Origin of the sequence: Butyrivibrio sp. AE2005 (assembly GCF_000686965.1) — a bacterium.
Taxonomy (GTDB): Bacteria; Bacillota; Clostridia; order Lachnospirales; family Lachnospiraceae; genus Butyrivibrio; species Butyrivibrio hungatei_A.
Genome location: NZ_JMMD01000016.1, coordinates 33,113 through 52,848 on the forward strand (window position 1 = coordinate 33,113; position 19,736 = coordinate 52,848).

Genomic DNA, 19,736 nt, shown 5'->3' on the forward strand with positions numbered 1-19,736 from the left:
AAGTAAATAGGCCTAAGTTATGCTGAGTGTGTGTTTTGATATATGACAGGTGAATTCAGTCGCGAATGAATGAGCCAAAACAAAAGAGAGAAAAATGGAGGATAAAAAGAATGGGAAACTGTTTATGTGCAGCAATTGATATGCCGCTTAGCTATTCTTTGATGGATGAAGAAGAGATGACTTATGTTGAAGGCGGCGGAAGCACTCAATTTACTGACACCGCAGAAGCTATTAGAGGCAGATTAGATGGAATGATTGGATTGGCAGCTACTGCTGATCTTATTGCGACTTTTGGCAAAGCTTTGGGTTTTATTCCTCTTCAACAAGCAATTATGGTAGGTGTTGGGGTTATAGCAACTTCTTACGTAAAAGGCGCAAATGATATTTATTCAGATGTCGAGAAAATAATTAGAGACAAAGGTAAAAGACAACTGGTGCAATTGACATTGGACTATAGTGTTCTTTGGATTTGTACTGGTATGTCTGTTAAGGCGGTAAATACGTAATGATGCACTTTGATTAGTAAAAAAATCACAAAGAAAATACATGATAATGTATTTTCTTTGTGATAATAGGAACGGAGATTAAAATATGAAAAACAACAAGACAGTTACTAAAACTATATTGACAACGCTTTTTAGCAGTGTACCATTATTATGCATTTTTTATATGTTTGGAATATTTAATACTAAACATGGAATATTTGCAATATTGGTTGCTATTCTTCCGCCAATGAGTTGTATATTTGAGTTTATTTGGGATAAATTCAAGAAAAGAAAAAGATGATAGTTATGATATTTATCTGTTATCAGTAATATAATTGCAGGACTGAGGAGTAAACACTAATATGGTTTAGTTTATAGAGGTTGATGTATAAATAGTAGGAGAAAGTAGGAATTAAGCAAGTATGAGATCTATAAGAGTAGAAGAAAACAAAACGCTAAGATTACAAAATGTCCTTTCTTGTAAAATGGATCTTTCAAAGATAAATACAGGAACTTTTGATAATGAGATCAACAAGATGAATGTTTTTATCTCTACACATGGTGCAAAGCAGATTGGTCCTTTAATACAGTATTCAAATGTAGAAATGAATCAGAATGGAGAGGCTGATATTAACTTGCAGTTTATGCTTCAGAGTGACAATTTTATAAATAATGTACAGTCGCCTTATAGGATGGATTTAATGCTTCGAGTAAAGAATTGTCTTTTTGCCAGATATACAGGTAAAGAGAATACGATTAAGTTTGCCTATGATAAGCTCGGAGTGTATGCTTTTGAAAATGAAATTGAACTGGAAGGCGCTAGTTACACTGTGTTTGTAAATAGAGACGATGAAGTGATCAGTGCAGATATTTTTATGCCAATAAAAATAGAAGAATAAGGCTTGATATTGCATATGGAAAAGAAGATAAAATCAATAGATGAACTCAGAGATTCGCGGATAATGTATGATAAAGAGCCACCGGCCTTTGGATATGCAATTGTTATTTTAGTTGCTTTTATCTGCTTAGCTGCGCTGGTGTGGAGTATTCGAACCCCAAAGACATATGTGATACAGGCTTCAGGCACGGTGACAAGTGAAAAGTCAAATTATGTCATGTGCACATATACCGGAGAGATAACGGATTGTAATTTATCGGAAGGTATGCTTGTAAAGGATGGCGATGAGCTTTTTAAGGTAAAAAGCACCGATTATAATATTCAGGCGCAGCAACTGGAACTAAGTAAAGAATCTTATCAAGATAAGATAGAGAAAAATCAATTGCTCGTAAAATCTATAAAGGATGATACGAATTATTTTAGCGACAGTGATCCTGATGATGTGCTTTTTTACAGCGCTTTTGAGTCGTATAAGTCACAAGTAAAGCAAAACACAATGGATACAAGTGTTTATGAAAAATATGATTATTCAGATGAACAGATAGAAGCTGAGCTTGAAAAGAATGAAGGTAAGATCTCTCAGATTTATTATGATACGATTTCATCTGCTGAGAAAACAATTTCTGAAGCAAAACAACAGATAGAAGCAATAGATGCGCAGATTTCTGCAATAGGTTCCGGACAAAGTGAGTACACTGTTAAGGCAAATGCTACAGGAAGAATTCATCTTCTTGCAGATTATAAGGATGGAATGGTAGTACAAACAACTCAAACAGTTGCAAGCATTACTCCTGCAAATACGGCCAGTATTTTGGAAGCATTTGTATCTACATCAGATATGGCAAGAATGCATGTGGGAGATGAGGTACAGATCGTAATTGATGGTCTTGCACAGAATGTATATGGAACAATAAGCGGAGTGGTTAAACAGATTGATAGTAACGTTTCCAGTAGGGAGGGGAAAGAAGGAAGTGTAAATCAGGTGTTTAAGATTCTTGTTGAAATGGATTGTGATTATGTGGTCAGCAGAAGCGGTGATAAGGTGGATGTTGTAAACGGAATGACAGGAATATGCAGAGTGACTTACGACAAGGTGACATATTTTAATTATGCATTAGAAAAACTAGGGGTGAAAATCAGAAAATAAGATGAAAAGACAACTTTGTAAGCATTGTATGACTATTGTAGTTACAGGTATTTTTCTTAGTATTATGTTTAATGTTTGTACACCGTTAGTATATGCAGTAGAAGAGACGGAGTTGATAAAAGAGGATGAGAACAATTCACAAGAAAATAGAGTGGAGGATGAAATAGAAGAATCAACAGATACTGTTGAAAAAGTGACAGAGCCAGCGAATCAATATCCTGAGCAAAAAGATGTTCTTACAGAGAAAAATAAGCAAGAAACAGTAATAGAACAGGTGAAAGAAAATCAGAACGAGGAAAAGGAAGCGGAAGAGCGACCGGAAAAAGTAGCTAAGAAAGATGAGCTCCAAACTCAGATAAAAGTAACAGAGATTGATTTGGGAAATTATAATACACAGATGTCTGTTGGAGAGAAACAACTTCTGATGGTAGGAATATTGCCCTTAAGTGCATCGAATCAACCGGTTACGTATTGCTCCGATAATCAGTCAGTAGCTTCTGTAAATGGATTTGGTAGGATAACTGCTGTCTCGGAGGGAACAGCAACAATTACTGCGACTTGTGGAGATATAAGCAGTTCATTCCGGTTGATGGTAAAGAATGTTGAAAAAGAAGAGGTTGCTGAAGCTGAGGTAAGGGAAATTGATCTTGGTGAATATAAAACAGAAATGACTGAAGGCGAAAAGCAATTATTATCGGTTAGCATTTTGCCTGCAGGTGCAATGGGAAGAAAAATTTCTTACAGTTCAAGTGACCAGGCGGTTGCTTCAGTAAACGGATTTGGTAGGATTCATGCTTTATCGGAAGGCATTGCAACTATTACAGTAAAATGCGGAGAAAAAGAGAATTCTTTTCAATTGACAGTAAAGAAGAAAAAATCTGTTACTATTGAAATTTCGGATTATGAAGAAAAGCTAAAGGTTGGCAATGTGATGAGGATATCTGCAAAAGTCTATCCGATTGATACCGTTGGAGCGGAGATTGAATATGAATCTTCTGATGAGGCGATTGCGACTGTTAATTCATCCGGAGAAGTGAAAGGAATTTCTAAAGGACAAGTAACTATAAAGGTGTCTGCATGCGGAGTTACTGAAAATGTAAAGCTGGACGTTGTTGTTGCAACAAAAAAGATTGAGCTGGAAAACGATTATTATATATTAAAACCGGGACAGAGTGGAAAAATAAAAGCTACAGTTTTTCCGGCTGATGCAGCGCAAGAACTAACTTTTAAGGCCTCGGATTCATCAATTGTAAGTGTCTCTGATGATGGAGATATTAAGGCAAAAAAGATAGGAAATACATCAGTGATAGTATCTAATGGAGATGTCTCTATTTCTGCAACTGTAATTGTCAACACATCAGGGAAACAGGCTTCGGAGGAAAACATAATTGATTCCGATTGCGCAGAGAGCAATGCGTTTGCGGATATAAGATACAGTAAAATCATAAAACAGTCTGAGTGTTCTAAAATTACCGGTGAACTTCTCAGATATATATATGAAAATGAAAAAAACATATGTGTATTGGGAAACGGATATACTATCAGAATCGATGGAGATAAGATTCTTAATTATGAAAATGAGCTGTCGACAAGCATTGTAATGAATTCCAATAAATACGGTGACTGTGAGTTTTCAGTAAACGATGGAAATAATCTTTGCGGAGAAATAGTTATCTCATTTGATTCTGAAATGGTTGATAAGTATAGCTTAAATGGAAAGAAACTTTTTCTTTATAATGAAGCAAAGAATAAATATGAGAAAATCTATTTTGACAGTTTAGATAGTATTTCTATTACAAAAGCCGGTAAATACATGTTTTCGGATGGAAAGAAACGAACAAAGAATAATTATTTGGCCATGGGATTTGGCGGAACAAGCTTCATTTTTGTCTTATTGGGAATTTATGTTGGTGTGAAGAAGCAATATTGGTTTTGGTAGATACTGAAACGCACACATATCATTGCTGTCGATATGGTGATTATAGGTTGGAGAGAAATCTAGTCGCGAATAGATTTTTCAAAAATATTATAAGGAGGATTGAATGTATGATTTGTAGCGAAAGACTAGAAATGCCTATAAATTATTTATGCATTTCTAAAAGTGAAATGGAGTATTTGGAAGGTGGGAAACCTACTAATTTACCAATTAGTACAGCGTATCTTAGTAGAAGTTATTGTATTTCAAAAGCAGAATGGCTACTTACATATGGTTTCTGTAATAATATGGATGTATTAGATGTTGCAAAGGAAATATTTGGGCATGCCTGTGCAGCATATTATGCAGGTGCAGCAAAAGTGGCAGTAGCAGCAAGCGCGGCATTGATAGGGGCTAATGCTGGGGCTGTATGTGCGGAAATTGATGCGTTGAGTGCACATGCTATGAATGGTATTGATTTAGAAGATCATAAAGATACAGCTTCAAGGGTTATGGCATTTGAGGCATGCTGGGCATTGGGAAATCTAGGAATTTTGGGAACCAAATAATATTGTAGCTGAATAGTTATAGTGATAGGAATGAGGGGGATGAATAAATATGTCCGAGAATAAAGTAAAAAAAGATGTACAATGCGGAAAAATAGACTTTTCAAGGAAAAGAGCATTTAAAATTACTTTGGTTGCTTTATTTGTCGGAGTGCTATTATATTTTGTGATTCTCCCTCTGATACCTATTTTTATTTTTTGGGTACAGTATAAATTTGCTAAGCCTGAAGTTAATACTAATATTACGAAATATGAAGACTATATCGGGCAAAATGCAAAAGATAGATTTATCAATAAGCATAGTGTAGATGAGGTGATTTTTCCGAAAACTATAACTTCCGATATGAAGACACTTGAATATCAGATGACGTATTACAATCCTTGGGAAGAGCAGTTTCTATCATATTTGACAGTTCAATATTCTGATGATATGTACAGATTGGAGAAGAGAAGGCTTAAGGAACAGGGAATTGATGAATATAAAGGATTTTATTGTGCGGAGGATGAGCCGAAAAATTATGATTTACTTGCTTTGGAAGCTGATTCTTTTGGTGGATTTGTTTATGCTTTGATTCCTGAAAATCAAGATAATACGGTTACATATGTTGAAATAATATTTGCGCCATATTTTCTTGATTTGAATGTGGAAGATTATATTCCAAAGAAGTATCTTTTAGAAGGATTGGATGTTTCTGAGGATAATGAGTATCGTAAAGCTCATATAAATTGAGGAAAAAGATTGGCTATCATCAATAAAAACCGCATGGGATTCACAATTGTATCCTATTGCGGTTTTTTATTCTTCACACAAGATATCCTACGTTTACTCAAAATGTGTTGTGATTGGATAAATATGCAATTATCATAAATATTATAGTTGGCGGAATAGGGAGGGGGAATATAGTGAAAAAATCAAAAAAGATTATTGCTTTTGTCTGTTGTTTGTTACAGTGTTTAATTATTCTTTTTATCTTTTATAATTTTGGACTCATGGATACTCCTATAAGAATATTGGAGGGAATTGTATTTAGTTTGTTGTTTCCTGGGATAATATGTTTTCTTGCATGGATGGCCGGTAAAATGGCGCAAAATAAAACACTTTAAAAAATAAATTTCTTTTGCCATATTTGATTCTGAACTTTAATGTAGGGAGGATGATTGTGTATGCCTGAGAATAAAACGAGTAATAAGAGAACTAAAACTTTGATTTTGGTAGTGGCGATACTTGTTGTGATTTGTGCTATAAGGATGACGGTTGCATTTCTGATTTTGGCTATTGGTTTTTTTGGGGGAAATCATGAAGAAGCTTCAGATATATCCAATTATGATAAAGCGAAGATTGTTGAAAATAATTGGGATGATATGGATTCTCTATTCTTAATCTTTCCTGATGATACGACAAAAATAAAAGAAGGAAATTTTAATTCGGATGTTAAATCGGATATGATCAGCTCTTACGGATATATAATACTTGAGGCTCTTTATGAAGAGAATGATTATTTGTCAGAAGTGAAGCGTATTTCTGATATTAGTTATGATCTGAAGAACGTTAATTGGGGCAAAGAGGAGCACAAAGTACAAAATATTAAATATGATGATACCATGTATAATTATCCTGCGTATATAGCAAGTGACGGATATTGCAGTGGATATGAATATGCGCTGCTTGATGAGGAAAGTAATAGGATTATATATATTCATCTTAGTTATCCTGATTTAGATGAGCTAAAAGATTATAGTGAATATCTTAAGGTTGATAAGGAGAGTTATAATCAATTAAAAAAGACTTCGAAAGAAAACTTTACTATATATGCTTAGAAGTTACAAAAAATATTGAGGAAAAACGATGTTTGAACTACTTGTTGTGGGGGAGTTTTTATTTGATCTGTCCATTTTGGCGATGGAAATAGCTGCACATGCAAATATTTCAGATTACCGAGTGACTATGATATTTATAGTACTGGTTGTGGGAATTGGTATTTCCTTTATTCCGAGTTTACTAAGGGAAGCAGGGATAATAAAAAGTACAGTAAAATATATAGATTTTGAGATGATACTTAAGTTTATTATGTGGGCGCAGACGCTGTATTTTGCATACAATTTCTTTCTGCTTACAGTGATCATTAATGTCATCTGTCTCTCTTTTTCTATATTGTGCAAAGTGAAAATATGCAATGAAGTAAGATCGTTAAATATAAATGTCCTTGATGCGATTAATGGAATGAAAAAGATAGATTCATCATACATGGAACCGCATTATCCGTTTATTATCGGGAATTTCCTTGCAATAGCATTTCTAATGTCTTTTCATGAGAATGTTACGGAATTGGCTATATCGGGATTAATCTGTGTTGCGGTCTTTGGAATAGGAATGTTTCGTATATGGAAAGACGCATATTTAAGCAAAAGAGATATTATTTGCCTGATGCTCATTGAAGTATTGATGATTGTTTTAGGTGCAATGAACATGCGATTGATTACATGTATATTGTATGCAGAGTTTTGTTCGAAATTTAGGGATGCTCTAAAAAGGATGGCAAATTAAAAATATGATAAGATCGCTATGGAGTTCAAAATTATAGGATTCTATAGCGCTTTTTATTCATTCTTCAGGTGAGCTTTTGTATTGATATAATTGAAATTACAAAGTAAATATATTATAATTATAGTGAAAATATGATAAATGGTTAAAAGAATGTATTATTTTGATTGGGACGAGAACAAAAACAAAATAAATATTACAAAACATGGGATAAGTTTTGATGAAGCAAGTACAGTATTTTTCGATGAGTGTGCATTGTATGTCACTGCTATAGAGAATCAGATACGGTGATTCGACTGATTTCTGCAAGAAAAGCAACAAGAAAGGAGAGTGAAAGATATGCTAGAGGAATATGATATTGATAATTTAAATCCCAGACCTAATCCGTATGCAAAAGAACTAAAAAAGCAAATTACTATAAAAATCGCACCTACTGTTATAGAGTATTTTAAAAATGAGTCTTCTGAAACGGGTATACCTTATCAGACTTTAATTAATCTGTATTTGGTAGACTGTGTGAATGAAAAGAAAAAACTAAATCTGACTTGGAAATAAAAGGGCCTTTTTAGCCCTTTTATTTTTTCTCAATCACTTTACGCATCCGCCAGTCGCAGTCTTTCAATTATCGTTTCCTTCATTGCACGCTTGTACACGATATAAGGAATGAGGATCATGACAAGTATCAGGAACGGAAGGACAACGACGATCGGAAGGAGTGTGAACATATAGGAAAAGAAAAACAGGCCACTCTCCAGGGGCTTTATCATCAGTATAGAGATGATGCTGCTTAGTATCGCGCCAAAGAGTAGTGATAGAGTGCCGTAGATCACGCCTTCAATGCATAAACTCTTTTTCTGAATGCTCTTGGTCATTCCGACTGCTTCGAGCATGGCAAGTTCAAGCCTTCTGGAGATCACGGAAGTGACGATGGTGTTGATGAAGTTAAGGATTCCTATAAGTGCAAGGATTGTTGTAAGAAGTCCGCCGACCATCTTGAACATTTCTGTCATGGATGAAAACTCTTTTCTAAATACCGATTTTGATGTATAGGTGAGCGATGGCTCTACGTTCTTGGTATAATCCGCAAGCCAATTCTCTATTGCTGGTTCGGCATCATCTGTAGCATCTATCAGAGTTCTCATGGGAGCTCTTTCTCCAAAGAAATCATGGAATTCATCCGTAGGTAAAACATAATTTACGTCCATGTCGGTATAAGCCTGAATTCTTACCGCGAAAGGAATGTCTATTGTCGCCATTACCTCATATTCTCTGATGTCGCCGTTTGCATTGTTTACGGCAATTGTTTCACCCGGGAGAAAATAGCTTACGAAATTACTCTCATTACCATCGTAATCATATTCGTTTACCAAAATATATTTGCCTGTCTTAAATTTCTCGGCATCAAAATTTCCGTGAAGTATCTTAAGAGTGCTTAATGCATAATCATCCATTCCATATATGTTGGCTATAGTGTAAGTATCATCGTTTGTTTGCTCTCCGGATTCATCATAATATATAGCGGAAAGATGCCGTGCAGAATTTTCATATGCTTTTTCATTATCAAGCAGTCTTTCTTTGAAACGTGCATAATCACGGTCATTTAAGTCCTGGATGGAAGGTTCTGCATAAACGTTTCCAAGCTTCGAAATACCTGCAAGTTTTTTTACCTCATCAAGGAAAGATTGTGTTATTCCGTCATAGACGTTATTTGAAACAGCAAGGTTATCAGTGGTGGCGTCGGCAACGGAAAAGTCAGTCATCAAAAAATTGGAGATATATTTATTCTCATCAAATCCTATCAGCAGGGTGAACACAGTGCTGAGCACAGTCATTGAAAGAGCCAGAGAGAGCACCACGAAAAAGCATTTTTTCTTTTCTTTAAATACATTTCTGAAAGCAAAGCGTGTAGCTGTGAAGGTGGCCGAATGATTGCGATGTCTCCCTCGGAAACTGTTATTTTCCGTGTAGTGAAGCGCTTCTATGGGAGATACTCCCGAAGCCAGCTTTGTTGCTTTTCTGACCGAGATGCGAACGGTGACATAGGAAAAGAGCGCAGAGAATAAAAGAATCCATATATTTATAACGGCTTTGGAATCTATGGATTCGGAAATGGCCATTCCATCCATTAACATCGGAAGCAGGAGACTTCCGGCTACTATTCCGCCTGTGATTCCTATGATGATTCCGGGAACTGAATGATATAATGCCTGCCGGTTTACGATTTTTTTAAGCTGCTTACTGCTTGTTCCGACTGTTTTTAGTAGTCCGTAGGAGCGGATATCCGTGTAAACATTGATGCGGTAGATGTTGTTTATGATAAGGTATCCGGACAGGAATATGGTAAACAGCATCAGTACTACGAATGCGATAGCGCCGAAATCCGCAGATGAACCGACACTTCCCCAGTTAATACCATACTGTGTATCTTCGGGCAGCCCGTTTCTTTTGATTGCTTTTTCAATCTGGTATTTGAAAAAGAGAGGGAAGAAGAAATCCACTTCTGCATCGATTCTTCCGAAGCAATCATTAAAACTCATGGATGCGGCGTTATCATAGTAGGATGATGTGGGAGTCGGAGAAAACTTCTCCTGAAACTCTTTTGATACCACGATTATCTGTGCCATTGCGACTTGATCTCCCGTGTGTATTCCGACTATGACGAAGTCTATGGTCTGTTCTTTGTCTTTGCCTGAGAGCTTGAGAGAAAGATTCTTTCCCAAGAGGCTCTCATAGTCTTCTTTGGAATCGGCTTTCATGCCAAATGCCTGCAAGATCAGGCTGCTTACGGATATTTCGGTTTCCTTTTCAGGCAGTCTTCCTACCTCAGGGTAGCAGAAGTCTTTTTTCGCACTTGCTTCGTCGTGGTAATCCACTTGTGCAAATATTTTACTAAGCTCGTCATTTACTGCGGTTGCCACAAATATAGATTTGGTCACGCTTTTGAGGTTCTTGTCGGAAGCGATGCGGTTGTATTCTTCTTCGTTGAGATACTTTACGCCTGCGTTACATGACGTGCCAATCTGTCTGTTGGTATCATCTTGGAATTTGGCGATAAGGCTTCCGCTTATGGTGAAAAGAGCTGAAAACATAAATGTACACAGCGCGATGGAAAGAACTACCACAAGGCTCTTTCCGGGATTTGCCATTACGGTTTTGGCGGCGATACTGCGAATCACTTTTTTGTTATTGACCATAGGTCCGTTTATGCGTTTTTCTTTTGCCATGTCAGCACCTCTTTGTTTGCGATAAGTCCGTCTTCAATCCTGATGATTCTGTCCGCTGTCTGAGCAATCTCTTCGTTGTGTGTGATGACGATGATAGTCTGTGCAAAGCGCTCGCCCATAACCTTTAGAAGCCCCATAACGTCCTGACTTGTCTTGGAGTCGAGGTTACCTGTGGGCTCATCTGCCAAGATCACTTGCGGCGCGGATGAGAGTGCCCTTGCGATTGCAACACGTTGCTGCTGGCCGCCGGAAAGCTGATTTGGATAGGAATCTCTTTTGTCCGAAAGTCCGAGAGTGTCGATGATAGTGTCCACAAACTCTTTATCTGGTGTGTTTCCGTCAAGTTCTATGGGGAGCACGATGTTCTCATAGACTGAGAGAACAGGGACGAGGTTAAAAGACTGGAAGACAAAGCCGATTTTTCTTCTTCTGAAAATTGTGAGTTCTTCGTCTTTTAATGTAAAAATATCTTTTCCGTCAATCGAGACCGTTCCCGAAGTCGGGCGGTCCAGACCTCCTAACATGTGCAAAAGAGTAGATTTGCCGCTTCCCGATGTTCCGACGATTGCGATAAATTCTCCTTTCTCGACGGAGAGGTTTACACCCTTTAAGGCTTCAACCGCCGTATCGCCGGTTCCGTAGGTCTTTTTTAAGTCTGTAACGCGTAGGATTTCCATTTTTTTCTCCTTATATGTGATTTTGGAGCAAAATATTTTAATGCTCATTGTGGGTTATTTTTTGTTTGTGTAGATAAAATATCCGCTTGTGATAAGAGTGATTGATATCGCTATGTACAGGACTGGAGCAAATTGCAGCGCCGTAAGGTAATGACCGCTTCCTCCAATCAGCCTGTATTCGCGCAGCGCCGATCCTGAGGTCATGTACATGGGCGATAGCAGGCAAAAAAGCTGTGAGAGCATTCGACTGCTGTAAGGGATGCGATTCGAGCTTATGTAAACTATAAGAAAGCTTCCGAATACGCCGCTCATTACTGCTACGGGGCTTTTTAGGATTTCCGATAAAAAACATGTGACTGCGGTCATGAGCAGACAGGTTGCCGTGATCATAATAAGCTGCGCGCGGATAAATTGTCCTATCGTCATGGAGTACGCAGTAAGGGGCATAAAGAGCTGTATAGGGATGTTCCATGTATCTTTTCCCCATAGAAAAAAGCTTGTAAGTACTGTGACAGCCTCTATAACGATATTTAGGAAAAGAGTGCAGATAAAGGCGGCTGTGACTTTAGCAAGGTATGTGTCACCCCAGCCGCCGACAGTGCATTTGATTAGCGGATCCGTTTTATCTTTTATCTCTCCTGCAAAGATCTGACTAAGTAGCAGAGTAGTCATAAAGAGCAATATAAGCGGGAGGGAGATCAGAGTGGAAATAAGGCCGTTTATTTCTTCGGTGTAATGCCAGATGATTGGCTTGCTTAAATTTTCTTCCTGTGTTTGCCAGTATTCTTTTTCATTTTCTGTAAGCTTCATCGAGTTCATTGATTCGCTGACGGAGCTGTCTCTTGTTTGATAAATGGATTCGGAATTGTAGTCTGTGAGCTTGGAATTGTCATCGGCAATTTGCTTTAGCCAGTGCGAAAGATTCATGTAAGTACAGTTTGAATAATCCCAGCATTCAAACGGCATTCCAAGTTTATATGCTGCTTCCGCGGTCTCTGCTATAAGCGCATCGTCGATGGGGCGTCCGTCGATTGAGCGCTGCAGATCACGGGTTTCTATATCAAATTTATCAAGTTGATTTGCCTGGATTTTTCCTTGAATAACGGAATATGCCGCAATGAAAATAAATAAGATAAGTGTGGTGCGAGCGGTCAGGATTTTTTTTATCTCGTAAAAAAGAATTGTGCAAAACTGACTTTTTCTCCCCATTGTATGTGACCTCCCTTTATAATGTAGTGCTGCTGTTATCAAGTAATAAACCGGTGACAGCAGTAACTTATAATAAATGATTATTACATAAAAATCTTTCCGGAATCTTTCTGATGGAGGGGAGATTCTTACAGTTTTGACATAATCAATAAAGACTTTCCTGTCTGTTTTCAGCAGATGAGATTTTTGGACAGGGAAAATAGCGGGTTTATCCCTGTCTGTTTTCAGCAGATGAGATTTTTGGACAGGGAAAATAGCGGGTTTATCCCTGTCTGTTTTCAGCAGATGAGATTTTTGGACAGGGAAAATAGCGGGTTTATCCCTGTCTGTTTTCAGCAGATGAGATTTTTGGACAGGGAAAATAGCAGTCTTTACCCTGTCTGTTTTCGGCAGATAGGACTTTTAGACAGGGAAAATAGCAGTCTTTACCCTGTCTATATTTCGCGGATTGCGTTTTTCGATAGGGATATTATCATGAAGTGAAGAATATTTTTATACAATTCCTCCGGTAAATATTGTGTTTTCAGATGAAGTAACAGACGGTATTTCGGCGACACAGGGCAGCGGATGATTGTTTATTTAGATTATTACCGAGGCAGGAAGACTGAGAATGTCGATCCTTCGCCCGGAGTGGAGGACAGCTTAATGTAGCCGCCTTCGCCGGAAATTATCTCGCGGGCGAGGTGGAGGCCGATTCCTACGCCTTCTTTTTGCTTAACGTCAGTTCCACGGTAGAAACGCTTGAATATCTTGGGATGTTCTTCTTCGGAAATGCCGATGCCGGTGTCTGAGATATCTACGCGCACGAACATTTCGTAAGGGATGACGCTTATTTTGATGCAGCCTTTTTCTGTGTATTTTATGGCGTTGTCAACGATATTGGCGAGGGCTTCGTGTGTCCACTTTCCGTCGATAACAGCTTTGGCATCTGTTTTATTGAGCTCAAGTTTAAGCTCTTTCTTTTCAGCTTTTTCCTCGAACTGACGGACTATATCTTCAAGAAGTGGCATTAAAGGCACTTCTTGCGGTTCCAGTGCAAGTATTCCGTTTTCAAGTCTTGAGAGTTTGACGAGGCTGTCTATGAGGAATCTTAGTTTCTCAGCCTGAGCATGGATCGCTTCGGCATTTGTGCAATCAACGCCGGATAGTTCGCTGTTTTCCAAGAGCTCGCTGTATAATATGAGATTTGCGATTGGAGTCTTGGTCTGGTGCGATATATCTGAGATCAACGACTTTATCTTGTCGCGCTCATTTTCTATGTTTTTGGCGGAAATGGAAGAGGAGCTTAAAAAAGCTGCAAGCTCCGATTCAAGCTTGGAGAGCCTTCCTTCATCGAAGGTTTCTGCGGGGAATTCACCGTTCATTGCCATATGAAGCATTTTTTCTATAGAATCAAGTATTCTCTTGGAGCGAAGCCTTTCGGTGACTGCGATAATGCAGGCTGCGAGAATCAAGAAGATACCGATTATAAGAATTATATTATCCATTCTGTTTCACCCAACTGTAGCCGATTCCGTATATTGTTTTGATCTTATCCTGAGCAGAGAGCTTGTCTCTGAGTCTTTTTACCGTGACGGAAAGAGCGTTCTCATCGACGTATTCTGCATCGCCTGTCCAGAGCCTGTCTATCAGAGTATCTCTTTTAACGGTCATGCCTGCGTTGTCGGTGAGGATTCGCAGGAGTCGCTGCTCTGTTTTGGAAAGCTCCACGGTTTGTCCGTTATTTGAAAAAATCATGTTTTTATAATCAAAAACATAAGGTGTTTCTGCATATTTTTCAGTGTCTTTTCCTGTATGAGCCTTGCGAAGCTGCGTATTAACCCTTGCACGAAGTACGGCAAGAGAGAATGGCTTTGTTATGTAATCGTCTGCGCCTTGTTCGAGGCCTGACACAATGTCTTTGTCCGTATCATTTGCGGTAAGCATGATTACAGGAATATCAGGAGTGCTGTCCTTGATCTCTTTTAACAGATCAAGTCCGTTCCCGTCCGGAAGATTTATATCAAGAATTGCAAGAGTAACCATGCCAAGAGCCAGTTGCTCTTTTGCTTCGCTGATGCATTCACACGAAACAAGCTGCCTGCCCGCATCCTTCAATGCCTGGCAAAGGCCGTTGTTAAGCGTAGAATCGTCTTCGACTATCAGAATCTGTTCCAAAATGTGTTCTCCTTATGATGTATAAGTTGTGGTGCTAATGTACTTGACAGGCAGAGCGGACGGCTGTCTTTTGATTCATTTACGAATAAGTGAATAAAAGATTGAATGCTAACTAAACTTAGAAATATGTTGTTTTTTGTTCAAGTATTAGATTAGCACATCTATGTCGTGCATTTCTATGCCATTCACTAAGGAAACTTGCAATTTGCTAAGACGGTGCTTCATATGAATAAAATCAGATGCTTTCTTTTGAGGCATGCATATGTTCATCATCTTTTATGCAGATGGTTACTATAAGGGGGATATTTCGGAATAGAGTGGATTTAAAATTTCACTTTACGTATTTCGGAATAGAGCGGATTTTGTGGGATTCTCTGCTCATTATTGTGAAATCAATGGAATGAGCAGGCAAAATTAAGAGGTTTTTACTGACTATATAGAGGGATGCGGAAATATGAGCAGTTGCTGAAAGAAAGAATGGACTGCTTATAATTTAGGGAAGGGGCATATGAGCAGACAATATTGGATTGCGATTAGAAAAAATAAAAGCTACTGAGGCTTTTTCAACTGACTATATTATGAGATGTAGAAAATTGAGCAGATGTGACTAGGAAAATGGCTCTGCTCATAATTAAGATAAGACATATCTGAGCAGATTCGAACCGGAAAAACGCACTGCCTATAATAAAAATATACTATATGTGAGCAGATGACGGCGGAGATAGTGATACGATGACATGAAAAATGCACTGCCTATTATTGAACAAATTCCAATATAAGCAGAACAAGCAAGATAAAAACTCCAAAAATAATAAACATTCTCTGAACAAATCATAAACTTTCAATCATCCATCTTAAATCTATCTAAAGAATCTATCCAAAGAATTGCAAAAAGTTTTAATGAGAGTAGCATCTAAAATACAGGCATTTCTATTTTGATTTTCGTAAATAAGGAGGAATGTAAAATGGAATTTAGAAAGCTTATGAAGTACGTTGTAGTTGCAGGTTTGATGGGTGCTATCTTTATGACACCGGTTACTGAGGCGGTTGCTGCAGTATCAGGAGAAGAGAAAGATGATGGACCGACTGAAGAAGAACGTGCTGAGGAGGCAAGACAGAAGAAAGTTCAGGAAGAAGTTGAGAATATGATTAAGGAGGCAACGGCTCCTGTAAATAAAACTGTTGCAGGCGTTAAGTCAGCGGTTGACGGCTATTATTTTGCAAAGAAAGTTCAGGGTGTGGCACTTACACCTTCTATTCCCGGAACAGGATCATTTGTAAAGGTTGCAGATACTGATGCAACAAAGAGTTCAGCAGCAGTTGCGGTTGCAAACAATGTTGCGGCTTCATTTAGCGGAACGGTTGGCCCTTGTATAAATGTTTATTACGGAAAGATGGCCGGTGGCAAGTTTACAAGCAGTACAGAAGGAACAGCAGGTACTATCAGTATCGGAATTCCTGCAGATTTCCAGACAGCAGGCATGGATTATTCTATAGTTGCCGTTTATGCAGGCGGAGCATACAAGGTATTTAATAATACCAGCACTATTGCAAGTGTGGTTACTGCCAATGTTGAGCAGGCTGCATCTTCAAACGTAATGTATGCGGTTGTAAAGAGCCCTGCAGGAACAGCACCTGTACAGGCTGCTAACAATGCTACTGACAGTACAACAAACAATAAAACAGACAGAACCGCAAATAACAGCGCAGATAAGGATAAGAAGAAATCTGAGAGCGCTTCTGCAGGTTCATCAACAGGTGCTTCAGATAAGACAACTGAGAAAGCATCTGAGAGTGCATCAACCGGTGCATCAGATAAGACATCAAACAAGACTTCCGATACAGCATCAGACAGCGCATCAACAGGAGCATCTGATAAGACTTCCAAGACATCAGAGAAGGCTTCTGACAGTGCATCAACAGAGTCTTCAAGATAAATTAAGGCTTTGAGGGATGTCTTTTTCCTGAATATCACATGGGAAAAGATTTTGCGATATGTGGATGGTAACAGATGCGCAAATTTTCATTTTTCGTAGTTTATATACTGTTGAACGTTAATAAATGGTTGTAAACCACGGATAGTTGTGTAATATTATATACTAGCTAAAATGTTAGGTCTCGCCTCATAACATGAAGCGGGACCTATTTACGTTCAACTGGAAGGGGCTGTTGAACATATAGCAAACGGGAAGCGGCATATTCCGTTTTTTATGATGGGGAAAAATATGAGTAATTGGGGTTGATTATGAAAAAATATAAGAACTACGTCGCGCTTTTTTACGTGCTCTCGGTGTTTTTTGTAATACCGATCTATAACAAGGGTACCTACGAAAATATAAGTGTACACAAGACAGATGCTTATTTATTTTTGTGTGGGATCACTCTTGTTCTTTATGTCATTACATCTGTAATAGATGACTTGCAAAAGATAAATGACGAAAGTCTGCGAAAGAGGACATTTTCTAAGGTTGATGTTGCAATGGCTATCTTTGGAGGAGTGGTCCTGATATCAACATTGTTGTCGGATTCTATAAAAGAATCAGTCTACGGTGTTCCCGGATTTGGCATGGGGGCACTTACCATAATCCTCATGATCTTGTCGTTTTTCTTTATTTCCAGATACTATTTTTATAACACATGGGTGGTGCATGTTATCGTAGCTTCATCTGTGCTTCCGACAATTCTGGCAATCTTGAACAGAACGGGATTCGATCCGCTTTCTATGTTTTCAAGCAGTGCAGATGCGCAGAACAGCTTGTATGTTTCGACATTTGGAAACTACGGCTGGTACAGCGAGTATATGGCGATTATCATTCCGATAGCTGTATACATGCTCTTTACGACAAAAGACAAGATTGAAAGAGTGCTCTACGGAGCATATGTCGCACTTGTTGTTTTTGCGATTATTTCATGCGGAACCACTATGATGTTGGTATCAGCTCTTATTGCAGTTTTGTTTGCATTTAAAAGAAAATTTTTACCGGATCGCAAGATCGTTGACGCAAAGCTTGCACCTTGGATTGTGGCAGGTGTAATGCTGGTTTATTTGGTGTGTGTCCTGTTTATCAGCAGAAACGGTGATCTTGCAAACGGAAGAGGATATATATGGAAGCTTTCTTTTGACCTGTACGGAAGTCTTCCTTTGGATAAGAAGATTATAGGTGTCGGTCCTAACAGATATATGTATGCGCTTAACGATTATCTTGCTGCCAAGCCTGAAGCCGCAGCTGAGTTTGCTTCGCGCTTTAACGGCCTTGCACTTACTTCCGCACATAGTGAGTATCTCGACTATCTCGTTTGTACGGGATTCCACGGGCTTTTGGCATATTTATATCTGATCTTCCGCGTAGTAGAGCGCTTTTTAGAGACCGGACTTGGCAAAAAAGATAGAGAAATAGCTTTCATAGCTGCTGTTTCATACATGGCATATTCATTTGCGAATTTTTCAATGGTGTGTGCAACACCTATGTTCTTTATATTGCTTGCAATGGTAGCTAAAGAAAGGCGATAAAAAGTCAAGACTTGTTCTTTTTGTGGTTTTGAGGCTATCATTAATGATAACTATATTAATGTTGGGAGGGAACCATGAATAACGTCATAATCGGACAATCCGGCGGGCCTACGGCAGCGATCAACGCTTCTGTTGCAGGGGCTTACGTCAGGGCAAAAGAACTTGGAGCACAAAAAGTTTTTGGAATGTTACACGGTATCGAGGGACTCGTAAATGGCAACATTATCGATCTGGACAAGTATCTGTCGGATCCGACCAATGTTGAACTTCTTAAGAGAACACCTGCTTCTGTACTTGGCACATGCAGATACAAGTTATCAGATGCTTCAAAAGACGATACTGATTACAAGAAGATCTTTGATGTTCTTGAAAAGAACAATATTGATAAATTGTTCTATGTTGGTGGAAATGATTCAATGGACACTATAATGCAGCTGTCTGATTATGCCAAAGATCACGGCAAAACCCAGCGCTTTATAGGTATCCCAAAGACAATAGACAACGATCTTCCCGTTACCGATCATTGTCCGGGATTCGGATCGGCAGCTAAGTATATCGCGACAAGTGTAAAAGAGCTTATTCGCGATAACCAGGCAGCAGATACAAGAAATCCGGCTACCGTGATTGTTGAGATAATGGGAAGAAATGCCGGATGGCTTGCTGCTTCGGCAGCTCTTTCAAAAGCAGATGACTGTACGGGACCGGATGCGATATATCTTCCGGAAAAGCCTTTTGATATGGATGCTTTCATGAAACATATGAAAGATCTTTCTGATAAGAAGAAACCCATTCTTATTGCGATTTCAGAAGGAATCAAGCTTGCCGACGGAACCTATGTATGTGAGCTTGGCGGAGACGTAGCAACTGATGCATTCGGACATAAGCAGATGAGTGCTGCGTGCAAAGTTCTTTCTGATAAACTTTCCTCAGAGCTGGGACTCAGAACGAGAACCGTTGAGCTTAGCACACTTCAGAGAGCGGCTTCACATATTGCGTCACTTACAGATGTAAGAGAAGCATATCAGTGCGGCTTTGAAGCTGTTAACGCTGCAAACGCAGGCGAGACCGGCAAGATGATCATCATGAAGAGAATGATGTATCAGACAGGCGGAACCGATAACAACTGGAGCAGTGAATGCCCTTATATGTGCTCTTACGGAACATACGACATTCATTCAATAGCAAATTACGAGAAGATGGTTCCCGATGAGTGGATCACGCCCGACGGATGCGGCCTTACAGAACAGTTTGAGAAATATGCCCGTCCGCTTATCTTTGGCGAAGTAACTCCTATTATGGCAGGAGGACTTCCGAGACATCTTGTTATAAAAGAAGCTTTATAAACATGAATAATTGAATACCGAGGGCCGAAAAAGCCCATAAAACAAGACATTAACGTTTTAAC

Annotated in this window: 19 protein-coding genes; 14 read left to right on the forward strand and 5 right to left on the reverse strand. The window is 38.7% G+C overall.

Annotation, left to right across the window (positions count from 1 at the left end; all coding sequences use genetic code 11):
• Nucleotides 1–110 precede the first annotated feature (110 nt).
• The 11 genes from DL92_RS0111305 to DL92_RS0111365 all read left to right on the forward strand — a co-directional run bounded on the left by DL92_RS0111305 (nucleotide 111) and on the right by DL92_RS0111365 (nucleotide 8,108).
• Entirely contained in the window at nucleotides 111–506 is a 396-nt protein-coding gene (locus DL92_RS0111305; protein ID WP_026656950.1) for a hypothetical protein, read from the forward strand.
• Nucleotides 507–591: 85 nt separating this feature from the next.
• Complete coding sequence (locus tag DL92_RS0111310) at nucleotides 592–786, forward strand: hypothetical protein (protein ID WP_026656951.1); 195 nt, start codon at nucleotides 592–594, stop codon at nucleotides 784–786.
• Nucleotides 787–907: 121 nt separating this feature from the next.
• On the forward strand, nucleotides 908–1,384 hold the full coding sequence (locus tag DL92_RS0111315; protein WP_026656952.1) for a hypothetical protein: 477 nt from the start codon (nucleotides 908–910) through the stop codon (nucleotides 1,382–1,384).
• 15 nt (nucleotides 1,385–1,399) lie between these two features.
• Nucleotides 1,400–2,530 carry an HlyD family secretion protein gene (locus DL92_RS0111320; RefSeq protein WP_026656953.1) on the forward strand — a complete coding sequence of 377 codons (1,131 nt, stop codon included), beginning with the start codon at nucleotides 1,400–1,402 and terminating at the stop codon, nucleotides 2,528–2,530.
• Nucleotide 2,531: 1 nt separating this feature from the next.
• On the forward strand, nucleotides 2,532–4,469 hold the full coding sequence (locus DL92_RS20315) for an Ig-like domain-containing protein (RefSeq protein WP_051625312.1): 1,938 nt from the start codon (nucleotides 2,532–2,534) through the stop codon (nucleotides 4,467–4,469).
• Nucleotides 4,470–4,576: 107 nt separating this feature from the next.
• On the forward strand, nucleotides 4,577–5,014 hold the full coding sequence (locus DL92_RS0111335; RefSeq protein ID WP_026667764.1) for a hypothetical protein: 438 nt from the start codon (nucleotides 4,577–4,579) through the stop codon (nucleotides 5,012–5,014).
• 49 nt (nucleotides 5,015–5,063) lie between these two features.
• Nucleotides 5,064–5,741 (forward strand): hypothetical protein, encoded by a 678-nt coding sequence (locus DL92_RS0111340; protein WP_026656958.1) that lies wholly within the window; start codon nucleotides 5,064–5,066, stop codon nucleotides 5,739–5,741.
• A gap of 434 nt (nucleotides 5,742–6,175) precedes the next feature.
• A complete protein-coding gene (locus tag DL92_RS0111350; RefSeq protein WP_026667765.1) occupies nucleotides 6,176–6,829 on the forward strand; it encodes a hypothetical protein in 654 nt (217 codons plus the stop codon).
• Between the two features lie 28 nt (nucleotides 6,830–6,857).
• Entirely contained in the window at nucleotides 6,858–7,556 is a 699-nt protein-coding gene (locus DL92_RS0111355) for a hypothetical protein (protein ID WP_026667766.1), read from the forward strand.
• Nucleotides 7,557–7,706: 150 nt separating this feature from the next.
• Nucleotides 7,707–7,844 carry a BrnT family toxin gene (locus tag DL92_RS21820; protein WP_334291144.1) on the forward strand — a complete coding sequence of 46 codons (138 nt, stop codon included), beginning with the start codon at nucleotides 7,707–7,709 and terminating at the stop codon, nucleotides 7,842–7,844.
• Nucleotides 7,845–7,892: 48 nt separating this feature from the next.
• Nucleotides 7,893–8,108, forward strand: a complete 216-nt coding sequence (locus DL92_RS0111365) for a BrnA antitoxin family protein (protein ID WP_026667767.1) — start codon at nucleotides 7,893–7,895, stop codon at nucleotides 8,106–8,108.
• A 38-nt stretch (nucleotides 8,109–8,146) separates the two neighbouring features.
• Here DL92_RS0111365 and DL92_RS0111370 read toward each other — a convergent pair whose 3' ends face one another.
• The 5 genes from DL92_RS0111370 to DL92_RS0111390 form a co-directional block, all read right to left on the reverse strand.
• Nucleotides 8,147–10,777, reverse strand: coding sequence for an ABC transporter permease (locus tag DL92_RS0111370; protein WP_026667768.1), 2,631 nt, complete (start codon nucleotides 10,775–10,777; stop codon nucleotides 8,147–8,149).
• A complete protein-coding gene (locus DL92_RS0111375; RefSeq protein WP_026656964.1) occupies nucleotides 10,756–11,454 on the reverse strand; it encodes an ABC transporter ATP-binding protein in 699 nt (232 codons plus the stop codon). Before DL92_RS0111375 ends, DL92_RS0111370 begins: the two co-directional genes overlap by 22 nt.
• Nucleotides 11,455–11,508: 54 nt before the next feature.
• The gene (locus DL92_RS0111380; protein WP_026667769.1) at nucleotides 11,509–12,663 is read right to left on the reverse strand and encodes an ABC transporter permease; all 1,155 of its coding nucleotides are present in this window, start codon (nucleotides 12,661–12,663) and stop codon (nucleotides 11,509–11,511) included.
• A 587-nt stretch (nucleotides 12,664–13,250) separates the two neighbouring features.
• Nucleotides 13,251–14,150, reverse strand: coding sequence for a sensor histidine kinase (locus tag DL92_RS0111385; protein ID WP_026667770.1), 900 nt, complete (start codon nucleotides 14,148–14,150; stop codon nucleotides 13,251–13,253).
• On the reverse strand, nucleotides 14,143–14,820 hold the full coding sequence (locus tag DL92_RS0111390; protein WP_026667771.1) for a response regulator transcription factor: 678 nt from the start codon (nucleotides 14,818–14,820) through the stop codon (nucleotides 14,143–14,145). The genes DL92_RS0111385 and DL92_RS0111390 overlap by 8 nt, the downstream gene beginning before the upstream one ends.
• 965 nt (nucleotides 14,821–15,785) lie before the next feature.
• Between DL92_RS0111390 and DL92_RS0111395 the strand changes: the two genes are divergently transcribed.
• The 3 genes from DL92_RS0111395 (at nucleotide 15,786) to DL92_RS0111405 (ending at nucleotide 19,674) form a co-directional block, all read left to right on the forward strand.
• Nucleotides 15,786–16,757 carry a hypothetical protein gene (locus DL92_RS0111395; RefSeq protein WP_026667772.1) on the forward strand — a complete coding sequence of 324 codons (972 nt, stop codon included), beginning with the start codon at nucleotides 15,786–15,788 and terminating at the stop codon, nucleotides 16,755–16,757.
• A 308-nt stretch (nucleotides 16,758–17,065) separates the two neighbouring features.
• On the forward strand, nucleotides 17,066–18,331 hold the full coding sequence (locus DL92_RS0111400) for an O-antigen ligase family protein (RefSeq protein ID WP_026667773.1): 1,266 nt from the start codon (nucleotides 17,066–17,068) through the stop codon (nucleotides 18,329–18,331).
• Between the two features lie 74 nt (nucleotides 18,332–18,405).
• On the forward strand, nucleotides 18,406–19,674 hold the full coding sequence (locus DL92_RS0111405; RefSeq protein ID WP_026667774.1) for a 6-phosphofructokinase: 1,269 nt from the start codon (nucleotides 18,406–18,408) through the stop codon (nucleotides 19,672–19,674).
• Nucleotides 19,675–19,736 lie beyond the last annotated feature (62 nt).

What these genes read in the sequence shown, in the direction of transcription:
- DL92_RS0111305 (WP_026656950.1), top strand. Translation starts at nt 111, where the DNA reads ATGGGAAACTGTTTATGTGCAGCAATTGATATGCCGCTTAGCTATTCT.
- DL92_RS0111310 (WP_026656951.1), top strand. Translation starts at nt 592, where the DNA reads ATGAAAAACAACAAGACAGTTACTAAAACTATATTGACAACGCTTTTT.
- DL92_RS0111315 (WP_026656952.1), top strand. Translation starts at nt 908, where the DNA reads ATGAGATCTATAAGAGTAGAAGAAAACAAAACGCTAAGATTACAAAAT.
- DL92_RS0111320 (WP_026656953.1), top strand. Translation starts at nt 1,400, where the DNA reads ATGGAAAAGAAGATAAAATCAATAGATGAACTCAGAGATTCGCGGATA.
- DL92_RS20315 (WP_051625312.1), top strand. Translation starts at nt 2,532, where the DNA reads ATGAAAAGACAACTTTGTAAGCATTGTATGACTATTGTAGTTACAGGT.
- DL92_RS0111335 (WP_026667764.1), top strand. Translation starts at nt 4,577, where the DNA reads ATGATTTGTAGCGAAAGACTAGAAATGCCTATAAATTATTTATGCATT.
- DL92_RS0111340 (WP_026656958.1), top strand. Translation starts at nt 5,064, where the DNA reads ATGTCCGAGAATAAAGTAAAAAAAGATGTACAATGCGGAAAAATAGAC.
- DL92_RS0111350 (WP_026667765.1), top strand. Translation starts at nt 6,176, where the DNA reads ATGCCTGAGAATAAAACGAGTAATAAGAGAACTAAAACTTTGATTTTG.
- DL92_RS0111355 (WP_026667766.1), top strand. Translation starts at nt 6,858, where the DNA reads ATGTTTGAACTACTTGTTGTGGGGGAGTTTTTATTTGATCTGTCCATT.
- DL92_RS21820 (WP_334291144.1), top strand. Translation starts at nt 7,707, where the DNA reads ATGTATTATTTTGATTGGGACGAGAACAAAAACAAAATAAATATTACA.
- DL92_RS0111365 (WP_026667767.1), top strand. Translation starts at nt 7,893, where the DNA reads ATGCTAGAGGAATATGATATTGATAATTTAAATCCCAGACCTAATCCG.
- DL92_RS0111370 (WP_026667768.1), bottom strand. Translation starts at nt 10,777, where the DNA reads ATGGCAAAAGAAAAACGCATAAACGGACCTATGGTCAATAACAAAAAA.
- DL92_RS0111375 (WP_026656964.1), bottom strand. Translation starts at nt 11,454, where the DNA reads ATGGAAATCCTACGCGTTACAGACTTAAAAAAGACCTACGGAACCGGC.
- DL92_RS0111380 (WP_026667769.1), bottom strand. Translation starts at nt 12,663, where the DNA reads ATGGGGAGAAAAAGTCAGTTTTGCACAATTCTTTTTTACGAGATAAAA.
- DL92_RS0111385 (WP_026667770.1), bottom strand. Translation starts at nt 14,150, where the DNA reads ATGGATAATATAATTCTTATAATCGGTATCTTCTTGATTCTCGCAGCC.
- DL92_RS0111395 (WP_026667772.1), top strand. Translation starts at nt 15,786, where the DNA reads ATGGAATTTAGAAAGCTTATGAAGTACGTTGTAGTTGCAGGTTTGATG.
- DL92_RS0111400 (WP_026667773.1), top strand. Translation starts at nt 17,066, where the DNA reads ATGAAAAAATATAAGAACTACGTCGCGCTTTTTTACGTGCTCTCGGTG.
- DL92_RS0111405 (WP_026667774.1), top strand. Translation starts at nt 18,406, where the DNA reads ATGAATAACGTCATAATCGGACAATCCGGCGGGCCTACGGCAGCGATC.